General features: G+C 59.0%; 11 protein-coding genes. 6 read left to right on the forward strand and 5 right to left on the reverse strand.

Going from position 1 to position 14,405, the window contains the following annotated elements:
• The first annotated feature begins 291 nt into the window (after positions 1-291).
• A complete protein-coding gene (gene mrdA, locus EJA71_RS07795) occupies positions 292-2,184 on the forward strand; it encodes a penicillin-binding protein 2 (RefSeq protein ID WP_158955678.1) in 1,893 nt (630 codons plus the stop codon).
• A 206-nt stretch (positions 2,185-2,390) separates the two neighbouring features.
• On the opposite strand, the gene EJA71_RS07800 is transcribed toward mrdA, so the two are convergent.
• Together EJA71_RS07800 and EJA71_RS07805 are read right to left on the reverse strand one after the other, a co-directional pair.
• On the reverse strand, positions 2,391-2,795 hold the full coding sequence (locus EJA71_RS07800; RefSeq protein WP_158955680.1) for a lysozyme inhibitor LprI family protein: 405 nt from the start codon (positions 2,793-2,795) through the stop codon (positions 2,391-2,393).
• Between the two features lie 56 nt (positions 2,796-2,851).
• Complete coding sequence (locus EJA71_RS07805) at positions 2,852-3,778, reverse strand: ADP-ribosylglycohydrolase family protein (protein WP_158955826.1); 927 nt, start codon at positions 3,776-3,778, stop codon at positions 2,852-2,854.
• 163 nt (positions 3,779-3,941) lie between these two features.
• Here EJA71_RS07805 and EJA71_RS07810 point away from each other — a divergent pair, with 163 nt between their 5' ends.
• On the forward strand, positions 3,942-4,430 hold the full coding sequence (locus EJA71_RS07810; RefSeq protein ID WP_158955682.1) for an SRPBCC family protein: 489 nt from the start codon (positions 3,942-3,944) through the stop codon (positions 4,428-4,430).
• Between the two features lie 315 nt (positions 4,431-4,745).
• Here EJA71_RS07810 and acnA read toward each other — a convergent pair whose 3' ends face one another.
• Complete coding sequence (gene acnA, locus EJA71_RS07815) at positions 4,746-7,487, reverse strand: aconitate hydratase AcnA (protein WP_158955684.1); 2,742 nt, start codon at positions 7,485-7,487, stop codon at positions 4,746-4,748.
• 221 nt (positions 7,488-7,708) lie between these two features.
• Between acnA and rlmM the strand changes: the two genes are divergently transcribed.
• Both rlmM and tusA read left to right on the forward strand, forming a co-directional pair.
• Positions 7,709-8,782, forward strand: coding sequence for a 23S rRNA (cytidine(2498)-2'-O)-methyltransferase RlmM (rlmM, locus tag EJA71_RS07820; protein WP_158955686.1), 1,074 nt, complete (start codon positions 7,709-7,711; stop codon positions 8,780-8,782).
• A 160-nt stretch (positions 8,783-8,942) separates the two neighbouring features.
• Positions 8,943-9,194, forward strand: coding sequence for a sulfurtransferase TusA (gene tusA / locus EJA71_RS07825; RefSeq protein ID WP_007910424.1), 252 nt, complete (start codon positions 8,943-8,945; stop codon positions 9,192-9,194).
• 135 nt (positions 9,195-9,329) lie between these two features.
• On the opposite strand, the gene EJA71_RS07830 is transcribed toward tusA, so the two are convergent.
• Entirely contained in the window at positions 9,330-10,739 is a 1,410-nt protein-coding gene (locus EJA71_RS07830) for an MATE family efflux transporter (protein WP_158955688.1), read from the reverse strand.
• 160 nt (positions 10,740-10,899) lie between these two features.
• Between EJA71_RS07830 and pdxB the strand changes: the two genes are divergently transcribed.
• Positions 10,900-12,045, forward strand: a complete 1,146-nt coding sequence (gene pdxB / locus EJA71_RS07835) for a 4-phosphoerythronate dehydrogenase PdxB (RefSeq protein WP_158955690.1) — start codon at positions 10,900-10,902, stop codon at positions 12,043-12,045.
• Positions 12,046-12,132: 87 nt separating this feature from the next.
• On the opposite strand, the gene EJA71_RS07840 is transcribed toward pdxB, so the two are convergent.
• Positions 12,133-12,312: a PA1571 family protein gene (locus EJA71_RS07840; RefSeq protein ID WP_158955692.1), complete on the reverse strand. Its 180-nt coding sequence runs from the start codon at positions 12,310-12,312 to the stop codon at positions 12,133-12,135.
• A gap of 258 nt (positions 12,313-12,570) precedes the next feature.
• Between EJA71_RS07840 and EJA71_RS07845 the strand changes: the two genes are divergently transcribed.
• Positions 12,571-14,364 (forward strand): ABC transporter transmembrane domain-containing protein, encoded by a 1,794-nt coding sequence (locus EJA71_RS07845; protein WP_178113666.1) that lies wholly within the window; start codon positions 12,571-12,573, stop codon positions 14,362-14,364.
• Positions 14,365-14,405 lie beyond the last annotated feature (41 nt).

Below are 14,405 nucleotides of genomic sequence, written 5' to 3' on the forward strand. Positions count from 1 at the left end.
CAGTGAAACGATGCATCGCCGATGGTAGTGTGGGGTTTCCCCATGTGAGAGTAGGTCATCGTCAAGATTAAATTCCGAAACCCCAATTGCGAAAGCAGTTGGGGTTTTGTTTTGCCCGTAGAAAAGTTTTCGCTTACGACAGCGCTTTCCCCAACCGTCGCAAGAAGCGGCCATTGGGAAAATCGTTCTGAAGTGACCGGGCAGTTTTTGGTATGGTGCAGCTCGTTTTTTAACGGACTGATGTCATGCCCACGGATCGGCACTCATTTATGTCAAAGAGTTGCTGTAGAAATGCCTGAACCAATCCCGATCAAGGATCACGAAAAAGAGACGCGCCTGGTCAACAAACGGTTGATCGCCTGCGCGTTGTTCGTCTTCGCCGTCAGCTGTGCACTGGTGGTGCGCCTGTACATCCTGCAAGTGGTGGAGTTCGACTACCACTCGACAATCTCTGAAAACAACCGCGTCCACGTCCTGCCGATTCCGCCAACGCGCGGACTTATCTACGACCGTAACGGCGAACTGCTCGCCGATAACCGCCCCAGCTACAACCTGACCATCACCCGCGAACGAGCCACTGACATCAATCAGGAGCTGGACGAAGTAATCAATCTCCTGCATTTGCCCGCCGAAGACCGCACGGTATTCGACAAGGCGATGAAGCAATCCCGTCACCCCTTCACGCCAGTGACGTTGTTCTACGAGCTGACCGAAGAGCAGATTGCCGTTTTGGCCGTTAATGAATTCCGCCTGCCTGGCTTGGATGTCGAGCCGCAGTTCGTTCGTCATTACCCGCTTGGGGAGCATTTCGCCCATTCAATCGGTTACGTCGGCCGCATTAATGAAAAAGAATCCAAGTCCCTCGACTCGGTGGAGTACCGGGGGACACAATCCATTGGTAAAACCGGTATCGAGCGTTTCTATGAAGCGCAGTTACACGGCCATGTTGGTTACGAGGAAGTGGAAACCAACGCCCAAGGTCGGGTCCTGAGAGTGCTTAAACACACCGACCCGGTGCCAGGTAAAAACATTGTCCTGAGCCTGGATATCAAGTTGCAGGAAGCCGCCGAAGCCGCGCTCGGGGATCGACGTGGTTCCGTGGTTGCTCTTGATCCGTCTACCGGCGAAGTACTGGCCATGGTCAGCAACCCAAGTTTTGACCCTAATCTGTTCGTCACCGGCATCAGCTCCAAAGAATACTCAGCGCTACGCGATTCGATTGATCGCCCGCTGTTCAACCGCGTGCTGCGCGGGCTCTATGCGCCTGGCTCGACGATCAAACCGGAAGTTGCGATTGCCGGCCTCGATGCCGGTGTGGTGACCCCGCAGACCCGCGTCTTCGACCCGGGCTACTACCAGCTCCCGGATTTCGACCACAAATACCGTAACTGGAACCACAGCGGCGACGGGTGGGTAGACATGGACGCAGCCATCATGCGTTCCAACGACACCTACTTCTATGAATTGGCCCACAAGCTCGGCATTGATCGCCTGCACGATTACATGGCGATGTTCGGTCTTGGCGAGAAAGTCTCGCTGGACATGTTCGAGGAGTCACCTGGTCTGATGCCTTCGCAGGCATGGAAACGCGCCACCCGCCGCCAAGCGTGGTTCCCGGGCGAAACCGTCATCCTCGGCATCGGCCAAGGCTACATGCAGGTCACACCACTGCAACTGGCCCAGGCCACCGCGCTGATCGCCAACAAAGGTGTATGGAATCGTCCGCATTTGGCCAAAACCGTTGATGGTGTCGCCCCGGTCGACGAACATCCGATGCCGAACATCCTGCTCAAGGACCCGCGTGACTGGGAGCAGGTCAACCACGGCATGCAAATGGTGATGCACGATGCGCGAGGCATTGCGCGAGCGGCAGCGGCGGGGGCGCAATACCGCATTGCCGGCAAGAGTGGTACTGCGCAGGTCGTGGCAATCAAGCAGGGCGAGCGCTACAACCGCGCGAAAACCCTTGAGCGTCACCGAGACAACGCGTTGTTCGTCGGTTTCGCCCCGGCCGAACATCCGAAGATCGCGATTTCGGTGATGATCGAAAACGGCGAGGCCGGTGGCCGTGTCGCTGGGCCGGTGGTGCGGCAGATCATGGATGCCTGGCTACTTGATCAGGATGGCCATCTCAAGCCGCAATACGCGGCGCCGACCAAGGCGCCGGGTGATCCGCACGTTTGAACCTTCAACAAGCTTCACAGCACAGGCTCACGAAGGCTGAGCATGTGCTGGAATTACCGCGTCTAATTGTTCAGGAGGGCCGGTATCACCTCGAAAGTCTCGAGGACAGGCCGTCTCTTGTGATTGGAGAGGTTTGGCAGCGCTGAAGTCACGGGTGCTTGGCAGATGGCATTCGCGAGCAGGCCCTTAAAACCGCTGCCAAAAAATCAGGCCCCCGGGACCGGGCAACTCATGTCACCTTCCTCACACTTCAAATACTCCTTCAGCGCCTCGACCCGCACCTTGGTCACGCTGGTCAGGCAATTGCTGTAGATCAGCGGATAAACACTTCCGCCCGCGACTCCGGACGCGGAAAACTTGCACTCGGCATCCCGAAAGCCAATCCACGCCCGCTGCGCGCTGACCAACAGCTTTTTGCCGTCAGGGTTGTCCTTCAAACGCTTGGTGATCTGCTGATACACCGTATTCAACTCCTTGTCCGCCGCTTTGAAGTCCTGCCCGGCGCACTGATTCATCGTCGCTTGATCGCTGGCATTCGCGCAGTCAACGGCGGCGTGGGCTAGGGCGCTGAAGAGAAAAGGTGTCAAGGCCAGAAGCAGGCGTGGGGACATGGGCAAATCTCGCTTATTGAAGGTAAGTGCCGAGCAGTGTAGCGACTGCGTCACGCTTATTCAGGTGGGCGCAGTCGAGAGGCGTCGAGCAAGCGGTCGGCGGTGGCCGCAATCTCTTCACCGTCGTGCAGCCTTTCAAGCCATTGCGCAGGAATGCCGCGAACGCCGTAATAGGCGCCGGCCAATTGGCCCGTGATGGCGGCGGTAGTGTCAGCGTCATCGCCCAGATTGGCGGCCAAGAGGATCGCGGCGGCGAAACTGTCGGTCTGCTGAAAACACCACAGCGCCGCTTCGAGCGACTGCACGCTGTAACCACTGCCTTTGATGTCCGCCTCGGTCTTGCCGAGGTAATCACCGCGAGCAATGGCTGTAACCTTGGGTTGCGAGAACTTCGCAGAGGACGATTGGCGCAAGTCTGCTTTGGTTGCGCCCTCAAGCGCTCTGGCGATCAGCCCAGCGAACAATTGGCAGCACTCGATGGCTTCAGGGGCGGCGTGGGTGGTACGTGAGCTGTCGGCGGCAAAGCTCTGGATCTGTCGGGCATCTGGAAAATAAAACAGCACCACCGGTGCCAGACGCATCAGTGAACCGTTGCCAGCGGTATAGGGATCGGTCGAGCCGGCGAAGGGCTCAGCGGTTTGCTGATACTGCGCCAGTGCCTGACTGACGGTCGTGCCGATATCGAAACACTCACCGGTCGAGCTGAGATAACCCCATTGCCACCAATTGAGGTAGCGGCCCATCTGATCGGCTGCATTGAAGCCGTTCTTGTTCAGCAGGCTTTCTGCCAGGCACAGGGCCATCGAGGTGTCATCGGTCCACTGGCCTGGCTTGAGGTGGAACGGACCACCACCGACCATGTCGGTCAACGGTTGGAATGATCCCCGTGATTTGAACTCAACCGTAGTACCGACTGCGTCGCCGCAAGCCAGACCGAGCAGGGCACCGCGATAACGTTCGGCGAGGGGTCCTTGTTCGTTCAGATTCCCCGGAAAAGGTAACAGCTTTGCTGAATGGATCCATCATGGCGCCGGGCAAAAAATGCGGCTTGATGTTTCCTCGCTAATGAGGACTGCACCGCTTTGATACAACTTCACATTGGACATGTGGTCATACAGGCCTAGTGTTCAAAACAGGAGGTGACGTATGAAACCAGTACCCAATAGTTTCGAACGCAAAATCACGCTCAAGGCGCCGCGTTCTCATGTCTGGCGTGCATTGGTCGATGCCGAGGCGTTCGGCCAGTGGTTTGGTGTGGCGCTGGAGGGCCGGCGGTTTATTGCCGGTGAATGGACGCAGGGGCAAGTCACGTATCCGGGTTTTGAACACGTGTTGTGGAATGTGTTGGTCGAGCGGGTCGAGCCGCAGCAACTGTTTTCGTTTCGCTGGCACCCGTATGCCGTCAATCCGCAGATCGACTATTCACAAGAGCCGACCACGCTGGTCAGGTTCGAACTGCAGGATTATGAGGAAGGGACGCTGCTCAAAGTGTCCGAATCCGGATTCGCCCACATACCCGATGTGCGGCAGAAGGAGGCTTACTACATGGACAGCCGTGGCTGGGAAGAGCAGTTAAGTCGGTTGGAGCATTTTCTGACGGACAGCGCCAAGACGCGCGAGGGTGAGGGTGACTGATCAGACGGGTCCATACTCAATGCCTGACGCGTCTAAGGGTTTTCGGAAGGGCCGCTATGGCGAATGTCCTACACGCTTTGGTAGCTTTTACGACTATTGCTGATTGGATCCACTGCGTAATCTACACACATCAACTGAGACACAGGGAGTGTTTCAGGATCACGGATGATCGACCATTTGCAAGGATCGCTGCCGACAGGGAGTCGATAATGGTCTTGGGAAAAACCCGCTTCGGCGGGTTTTTTTTCGCCTGCAGAAAAGCACCGCATTCAAACAAAAACACCGCCGAATGGCGGTGTTTTCACATCTGCAGGTTTAAGAAGCAATCAGTTGGCGCAGGACGTAATGCAAAATCCCGCCTGACTTGAAGTACTCCACCTCATTCAGGGTATCGATCCGGCACAGCACTTCGATTTTCTCCTGCTTGCCATCCTCACGGGTGATCACCAGCGGCAGGTTCATTCGCGGTTTCAGCTCGACCCCGGTCAGGCCAAGGATCTCGAAGGTCTCCTTACCGGTCAGGTTGAGGGTCTTGCGATTCTGATCCAGCTTGAACTGCAGCGGCAACACGCCCATGCCGACCAGGTTGGAACGGTGGATCCGTTCAAAACTCTCGGCGATCACCGCTTTCACGCCGAGCAGATTGGTGCCTTTGGCTGCCCAGTCACGGCTTGAGCCGGTGCCATATTCTTGCCCGGCAACCACCACCAAAGGTGTGCCCGAGGCCTGATATTTCATGGCGGCGTCGTAGATCGCCAGTTTCTCTCCAGTGGGAATGTAGATCGTGTTGCCACCTTCTTCGCCGCCGAGCATTTCGTTGCGGATACGAATGTTGGCGAACGTGCCGCGCATCATCACTTCGTGGTTGCCGCGCCGTGAGCCGTAAGAGTTGAAGTCCCGCGCCTCGACGCCTTTTTCGCGCAGATAACGTCCGGCCGGGCTGTCGGCCTTGATGTTGCCGGCGGGGGAGATGTGGTCGGTGGTCACCGAGTCACCCAGCAGGGCCAACACCCGCGCACCTTTGACATCTTTGATTTCCGGCAACGGGCCGGAGATATCATCGAAGAACGGCGGATGCTGAATGTAGGTGGAATCGTCCTGCCACACGTACGTCGCCGCTTGCGGTACTTCGATCGCCTGCCACTGTTCATCACCAGCAAACACTTCGGCGTATTCCTTGTGAAACATCGCCGTGTTGACCTGATTGACCGCGTCGGCGATCTCTTTGCTCGACGGCCAGATGTCGCGCAGATAGACCGGATTGCCCTGCTGATCCTCACCCAGCGGTTCGCTGCTGATATCGCTGCGCACGCTGCCGGCCAAGGCATAGGCGACCACCAGCGGCGGCGAGGCCAGCCAGTTGGTTTTCACCAGCGGATGCACGCGGCCTTCAAAGTTGCGGTTGCCGGACAGCACCGAGGCCACGGTCAGGTCGGCTTTCTGGATGGCTTTCTCGATCGGCTCAGGCAGCGGCCCGGAGTTGCCGATGCAAGTGGTGCAGCCATAACCGACCAGTGAAAAACCGAGTTGGTCGAGATACTGCGTCAGCCCCGCAGCCTTGTAATAGTCGGTAACTACTTTCGAGCCCGGTGCCAGCGAACTCTTCACCCACGGTTTGCGCGTGAGTCCTTTCTCCACGGCTTTTTTCGCCAGCAGTCCGGCGGCCATCATCACGCTTGGGTTGGAAGTATTGGTGCACGAAGTAATCGCCGCGATGACCACCGCACCGTTTTTCAGGCGATAAGTGTGGCCTTCGTACTCGTACTCGGTTTCCCCGACCAGGTCGGCATTGCCCACAGCGACGCCGCCACCGCCCTCGCTTTCCAGGCGACCCTCTTCCTTGCTGGTGGGTTTGAATTGCAGATCCATGAAGTCACTGAAGGCCTGGGCGACATTGGGGAGTGAAACGCGATCCTGCGGACGTTTCGGCCCGGCCAGACTTGCTTCGACGCTGCCCATGTCCAGCCCCAGGCTGTCGGTGAACACCGGTTCCTGACCGGGCAGGCGCCACAGGCCTTGGGCCTTGGTGTACGCCTCAACGAGTTTTACCACTTCCGGTGGACGGCCAGACAGGCGCAGATACTCCAGCGTCACGTCGTCGACCGGGAAGAAACCGCACGTCGCGCCGTATTCCGGGGCCATGTTGGCGATAGTCGCGCGGTCGGCCAGCGGCAGATCGGCGAGGCCGTCACCGTAGAATTCGACGAATTTGCCGACCACGCCTTTCTTGCGCAGCATCTGCGTCACCGTCAGCACCAGGTCGGTGGCGGTGATGCCTTCCTTGAGTTTGCCGGTCAGTTTGAAGCCGATCACTTCGGGAATCAGCATCGACACCGGTTGCCCGAGCATCGCCGCTTCCGCCTCGATCCCGCCGACGCCCCAGCCGAGCACGCCGAGGCCATTGATCATGGTGGTGTGGGAGTCGGTGCCGACCAGTGTGTCGGGGAAGGCATAGGTGCGGCCGTCCTCATCTTTGGTCCACACCGTGCGGCCAAGGTATTCGAGGTTGACCTGATGGCAGATCCCGGTGCCCGGCGGCACGACGCTGAAATTGTCGAAGGCGCTCTGGCCCCAACGCAGGAACGCATAACGCTCGCCGTTGCGCTGCATTTCGATGTCGACGTTCTGCTCGAACGCGCTGGCGGTGGCGAACTTGTCGACCATCACCGAGTGGTCGATCACCAAGTCCACTGGCGACAACGGATTGATTCGCTGCGGGTCGCCGCCGGCCTTGGCCATCGCCGCACGCATGGCAGCGAGGTCGACCACGGCGGGGACGCCGGTAAAATCCTGCATCAGGACGCGGGCAGGGCGGTACTGGATTTCGCGGTCGGAGCGGCGCTCCTTGAGCCACGCGGCAATCGCCTTGAGGTCGGCGCCGGTGACGGTTTTTTCATCTTCCCAGCGCAGCAGGTTTTCCAGCAGGACTTTCAGTGACATCGGCAGCTTGTCGAGATCGCCCAGGCTTTTGGCGGCATCCGGCAAGCTGAAATAGTGGTAGGTCTTTTGGTCGATCTGCAGTGTTTTAAGAGTCTTCAGACTATCGAGGGACGGCATTACGATCACTCCTTTGAATCCGCACGGCTACGGATCGGGGGACGAATAGAGCTTTAAACCTAGCCCTGTTTTAGGTAGCTGGCTAATAACTGGACTCTATGAGCGGAACCAAGGTTCCGACATCGGCTATCATGCGCCGGTTTTCGTGACAGGCTTTGCTGCAACGCAAGGCTTGAGCATCGCGCAGGGGCCGAATCACCGCCCCCTGCCCAGGAGTAAGAATGAACACCCTATTCATGCATTGCCGGCCCGGCTTCGAAGGCGAAGTCTGTTCGGAGATTTCTGACCTCGCCGCCCAACTCAACGTGGCCGGCTACGCCAAGGCCAAAGCGGCCACCGCCTGCGCCGAGTTTGTCTGCACCGAGGAAGACGGCGCCGAGCGCCTGATGCGCGGTCAGCGTTTTGCCGAACTGATCTTCCCGCGCCAATGGGCGCGCGGGGTTTTCATCGATCTGCCGGAAAACGATCGCATCAGCGTTATTCTCGCGCACATGGCCGATTTCCCGGTGTGCGGCAGCCTGTGGCTGGAAGTCGTCGACACCAACGACGGCAAAGAACTGTCGAACTTCTGCAAGAAATTCGAAGGCCCGCTGCGCAAGGCCCTGACCGCTGCCGGCAAACTGGTGGAAGACGCCAACAAGCCGCGTCTGTTGCTGACATTCAAAAGCGGTCGCGAAGTGTTTCTGGGTATGGCCGATGCCGGTAACTCGGCGATGTGGCCAATGGGCATTCCACGCCTGAAGTTCCCGCGTGAGGCGCCAAGCCGTTCGACGCTGAAACTGGAAGAGGCCTGGCACCACTTCATCCCGCGTGATCAGTGGGAAGATCGTCTGCACAGCGACATGACCGGCGTTGACCTCGGCGCGGCGCCGGGCGGCTGGACCTGGCAACTGGTCAATCGCGGCATGCTGGTGACCGCTATCGACAACGGTCCGATGGCCGAAAGCCTGATGGACACCGGTCTGGTCCAGCATTTGATGGCCGACGGTTTCACGTTCAAGCCCAAGCAACCGGTGGATTGGATGGTCTGCGACATCGTCGAGAAACCGGCGCGTAATGCCGCGATGCTTGAAGAGTGGATCGGCGAAGGCCATTGCCGCGAGGCGGTGGTCAACCTGAAGTTGCCGATGAAGCAGCGCTACGCCGAAGTGAAGCGCTTGCTCGAACGGATTGCCGATGGTTTCAAGGCGCGCGGGATCAAGGTCGATATCGGCTGCAAACAGCTCTATCACGACCGTGAGGAAGTGACCTGCCACTTGCGCCGGCATGACACCAAGAAAGCCAAGTCCCGCTGATACACCGCAAAACCCTGTAGCTGCCGCAGGCTGCGATCTTTTGATCTTGAAAAGCAAAGATCGCAGCCTTCGGCAGCTCCTACAGGATTGTGGCTTAAAGTCACAGATGACCGAACACCCGGCATTGCGCGACAATGCCGGCCAGTTTCAGGAGTGAATCATGAGTGAAATGATCGATACCCCGGTCGACGGCACCCTCGACGCCACCGGCCTCAATTGCCCGGAGCCGGTGATGATGCTGCACCAGCACATCCGTGACCTGGTGCCTGGCGGCCTGCTGAAGGTGATCGCCACCGATCCCTCGACCAAGCGCGACATCCCCAAGTTCTGCGTGTTTCTCGACCATGAACTGGTGAGCCAGCACGAAGAGGCCGGGACTTACCTGTACTGGATTCGCAAGAAACACGCGTAATCGCGGCTATACATAAAACAACGGTGGGAGCGAGCTTGCTCGCGAAAGCGGAGTGTCAGTCACGGTAAATGTCGACTGAATCACCGCATTCGCAAGCAAGCTCGCTCCCACATTTTTTTGTCCTGTGTAAAACCCTCAGCCCACCGAACGACTGATCCGAATCCGCTTGCGCGCACTACGCGTCAAACGAATCGACAGCATCAGCGCCGCACAGCTCAGACCAACGATCAAACCCTGCCACAAACCGCTCGGGCCGCGTGGCTCGCCGAGCCAGTCGGTCAGGCCGAGGGCGTAACCCACCGGCAAACCAATGCCCCAATAGGCGAACAAGGTCAGGATCATCGTCACGCGCGTGTCCTGATAACCCCGCAGCGCACCGGCAGCGGTCACCTGGATCGCATCGGAAAACTGGAACAGCGCCGAATACACAATCAGCATCGCCGCGATGTGAATCACCGTCGGGTCAGCGGTATAGATCGCCGCAATCGGTTTACGCAACAGCAACATCATGCTTGCCGACAGGCAGGCGTAGGCCAGCGCGGTGCCCATGCCGACGCCAGCGGCAAAACGCGCCTCCCGGGGTTCTTCGCGACCAAGGGCCTGACCGACCCGCACGGTGACCGCCATGCCCAGCGAATACGGAATCATGAACACCAGCGAGCTGACGTTCAGCGCAATCTGATGGCCGGCAACCACGGTGGCGCCGAGGCTGCCGATCAGCAGGGCGATCACCGCGAAGATGCTCGACTCGGCAAACACCGCGATGCCAATCGGCAGACCGATTGCCAGCAGACGCTTGATCACCGCCCATTGCGGCCAGTCGAAACGGCTGAAAATTTCGCTGGAACGATAGGCCGGTGCCCAGCGCTCATAACCGGCCAGACCCAGCGCCATCACCCACATCACGATTGCCGTGGCCCAACCGCAGCCGACGCCGCCCATGGCTGGCACACCAAAATGGCCATAGATGAAGATGTAGTTCAGCGGAATGTTCAGCGCCAGACCGCACAGGCCCAGCACCATCGCCGGGCGCGTGCGGCCGATGCCGTCACTGGTGCAGCGCAGCACGTGATAGAACGCCACCGCCGGCAAACCGCTGGCGATGCCGTGCAGGTATTGCATGCACGGGCCGATCAGTTCCGGGTCGACGTTCATCAGGTGCAGCACCGGCTCGGCGGCAACCAGCATCGCCGTCGCGATCAGTCCGACCACCAGCGCCAGCCACAGCGCCTGGCGCACAATCGGGCCGATTTCACTGTGCGTACCGGCGCCGAAACGCTGAGCGACTTTCGGCGTGGTGGCCAGCAAGGTGCCGGTCATCAACAGAAACACCGGCACCCAGATCGAGTTGCCCAATGCCACTGCCGCCAGATCTTTTGGCCCGACACGCCCGGCCATCACCGCATCGACGAAGCCCATGGCGGTGGTCGCCAGTTGCGCAATGATAATGGGCAATGCCAGGCCGAGCAGGTTCTTCAACTCCAGGCGAATGCGCGCGGGGCGGGTCAGGGAAATGGCGACAGGTTGATCAGTTACGGAATTCACAGGCGAAGCGTCCAAAAGGTATTGATGCGCAAGGCGCCGCATTCTACGCCGCTGACGCGTTGGTCAGGAAAAATCCTCTGTTGCGGATTTGTAAGTGCAAAGGCTGCTGGCTCATCACCCGATCTGCACCTAAACTGCCGATCCGCCCAAGGAGCCCGCCATGCTGATTGTTGCCGACGAAAATATCCCGCTGCTCGATGCCTTTTTTGCCGGTTTCGGCGAGATCCGCCGGGTGCCGGGCCGTTCCATCGACCGTGCGACGGTCGAGCAGGCCGATGTGTTGCTCGTACGTTCGGTGACCAACGTCAATCGTTCGCTGCTTGAAGGCAGCAAGGTGCGCTTTGTCGGTACCTGCACCATTGGCACTGACCATCTGGATCTCGAGTATTTCAATGAGGCCGGCATTACCTGGTCGAGTGCGCCCGGGTGTAATGCCCGGGGCGTGGTCGATTACGTACTGGGTAGCCTGATGACCCTCGCCGAAATCGAAGGCGTCGATCTGACTCAACGCACCTACGGTGTTGTTGGGGCCGGTGAAGTCGGCGGACGGCTGATCAGGGTCCTGAAGGGCCTGGGCTGGAACGTCATAGTCTGCGATCCGCCACGTCAGGCTGCCGAGGGCGGTGATTACGTCAGTCTCGAGCAGATCATCGAGCATTGCGATGTGATCAGTCTGCACACGCCTCTGACCCGTAGCGGTGAAGGCGCGACTTGGCATTTGTTCGATCAGCAGCGTTTGCAGCAGCTCAAGCCCGGCGCGTGGCTGATCAACGCGGCGCGTGGTCCTGTGGTGGATAACGTAGCCCTGCGCGAAGTGCTCCTGGAGCGTGAAGACCTGCAAGCCGTTCTCGACGTCTGGGAGGCCGAACCCGAAGTCGATGTGGCATTGGCCGAACTCTGTGTGCTGGCCACGCCGCACATTGCCGGATACAGCCTCGACGGTAAACAGCGCGGAACGGCGCAGATTTATCAGGCGTATTGCGAATTCAGCGGCCAACCGTCGAGTCTTCAACTCAGTGAGCTTTTGCCCGCACCGTGGTTGTCTGAAGTGACCCTGCATGCTGACAGCGATCCTGCCTGGGCGCTGGCGATGTTATGCCGTGGCGTGTACGACCCGCGCCGCGATGATGCGGATTTTCGCCGCAGCCTCGTAGGCAATGTCGGCGAGCAGCGTGCGGCGTTCGATGTGTTGCGCAAGCAGTATCCGGTGCGGCGTGAGATTGAAGGGCTGAAGGTGCGGATTGAAGGGGAGTCGCCAGTGTTGCGGCAGATCGTGGCGGCGCTGGGTGCAATCGCAATCCCATAACCGCGCAGCTCCTACACGGTTACTCGACAAATCCCGGACAGAAAAAACCCGGCCAAAAGAGGCCGGGTCAGGAAGACGGTGGCTATATCACTCTTGTTCGGCAGGCTTGACCAATCGCTTTTCCAGTTCGCGGCACGCGTCCTGGATCATGTCTTCAGTGATCGGTACTTCACGCCCATCCTTATCGATAATCGAGCAACCCAGAGGTTGGCCGGGCTTGGTGCGGATCACTTCAATCTTGTCATCGCTGCTGTGTTGCAAGGACATGGCCTGTCTCCTCATCAGGTTGTACGCCTAAGTTAAAACCGCCACGTGACCAGGCTGTGACAACTCCCTGCGGTCCATTGGTGGCGACAACTCCACTCAAACAGAAATGACCGCTCGTCTCAACCGGGACTTTAGACCAATAGTCTCTAGGCCCTAGTCGTCACGGGCATATTTAACCTGACTCATTGTGATTTACAGAGTTCCACCCCACTTGAGTGTGTAGGCTTGTCCTATCCATCAGCACAGATGTGAACCCGAATGATCTCGATGCTTTCCTCCCGACACCGGCGCGCCCTGCGCCTGACCAGTCATTTTCTGCTGCCATATCGCCTGCAGGCCTTTGGCGCGCTGCTGGCGCTGATCGTCACGGCCGGCATCACCTTGTCGATGGGGCAGGGCATCAAGCTGCTCGTCGATCAGGGATTCATGACCCAATCGGCGCATCTGCTCAATCAGTCCATCGGGCTGTTCATGCTGCTGGTGGTCGGCCTGGCGATCGGCACCTTTGCCCGGTTTTATCTGGTGTCGTGGATTGGCGAGCGCGTGGTCGCCGATATCCGCCGGCAGGTATTCAACCATTTGGTGTACCTGCATCCGGGGTTTTACGAGGACAACCGCAGCTCGGAAATTCAGTCACGCCTGACCGCCGACACCACGCTGCTGCAATCGGTAATCGGCTCGTCGCTTTCGCTGTTTTTACGCAATCTGCTGATGGTGATTGGCGGCATCGTTTTGCTGTTCATTACCAATCCCAAGCTGACCAGCATCGTGGTGATCGCGTTGCCGCTGGTCATTTCGCCGATTCTCATTTTCGGACGGCGCGTGCGTAATCTGTCGCGACAGAGCCAGGATCGCATTGCTGATATCGGCAGTTATGTCTCGGAAACCCTCGGCCAGATCAAAACCGTGCAGGCCTACAACCATCAGGTGCAGGACGAACAGCGCTTCGCCTCAACGGTCGAGCAGGCTTTCGAAACGGCGCGCAAACGGATCTTTCAGCGTGCGTGGCTGATCACTTTGGTCATCGTGCTGGTGCTCGGCGCGGTGGCGGTGATGTTGTGGGTTGGCGGCATGGACGTGATTGCCGGGCGGATCTCTGCCGGTGAACTGGCGGCATTCGTCTTCTACAGCCTCATTGTTGGCAGTGCTTTCGGCACGTTGAGCGAAGTGATTGGCGAGCTGCAGCGCGCGGCCGGTGCCGCCGAGCGCATTGCCGAATTGCTGCGCTCGGAAAATATCATCCAGCCCCCAAGCAGCGGATTGGTGACGTTGCCTGTACGTGTGAAGGGAGAGCTGGAATTGCAGAACGTGCGTTTTTCCTACCCTTCGCGTCCGGAAAGCTACGCCGTCGACGGCTTGAATCTGACGGTCAGGGCCGGCGAAACCCTCGCACTGGTCGGGCCGTCGGGTGCCGGCAAGTCCACGGTGTACGACTTGCTTCTGCGGTTCTACGATCCGCGTGAGGGTCGGGTTCTGCTGGATGGGGTGCCACTGACGAGCCTCGATCCGCTGGATCTGCGCCGCTGTTTTGCCCTGGTCTCGCAGACGCCGGCGCTATTCTTCGGCAGTGTCGAAGAAAACATTCGCTACGGTTGCCCGACCGCCACGTTGGAGCAGGTCAAGGAGGCAGCAAGGATTGCCCACGCCCATGACTTCATTGAGCAAATGCCGGAGGGCTACCAGACGCATCTGGGCGACGGCGGGCTCGGTCTTTCCGGTGGACAACGCCAGAGACTGGCGATTGCTCGGGCGTTGTTGGTCGATGCGCCAATCCTGCTCCTCGACGAAGCCACCAGCGCCCTCGACGCGCAAAGCGAGCATCTGATTCAGGAAGCCTTGCCGAGCCTGATGCAAAATCGCACCACGCTGGTCATCGCTCATCGGCTGGCCACGGTGAAAAACGCTGACCGGATTGCGGTGATGGATCAGGGCAAGCTTGTTGCCATTGGCACCCATCAGGAATTGATTGCTAGCAATCCGCTGTATGCGCGGCTGGCGGCGCTGCAGTTCAATGATGGCCCGAGTGCTGGTGCCGAACCTGTCACTCACTAAGCGGCACTGATAAAAAAATGCCCGTATCTCACCGATACGGG

This window comes from Pseudomonas sp. PB106 (assembly GCF_009764645.1).
In the GTDB taxonomy this organism is placed as follows: Bacteria; Pseudomonadota; Gammaproteobacteria; order Pseudomonadales; family Pseudomonadaceae; genus Aquipseudomonas.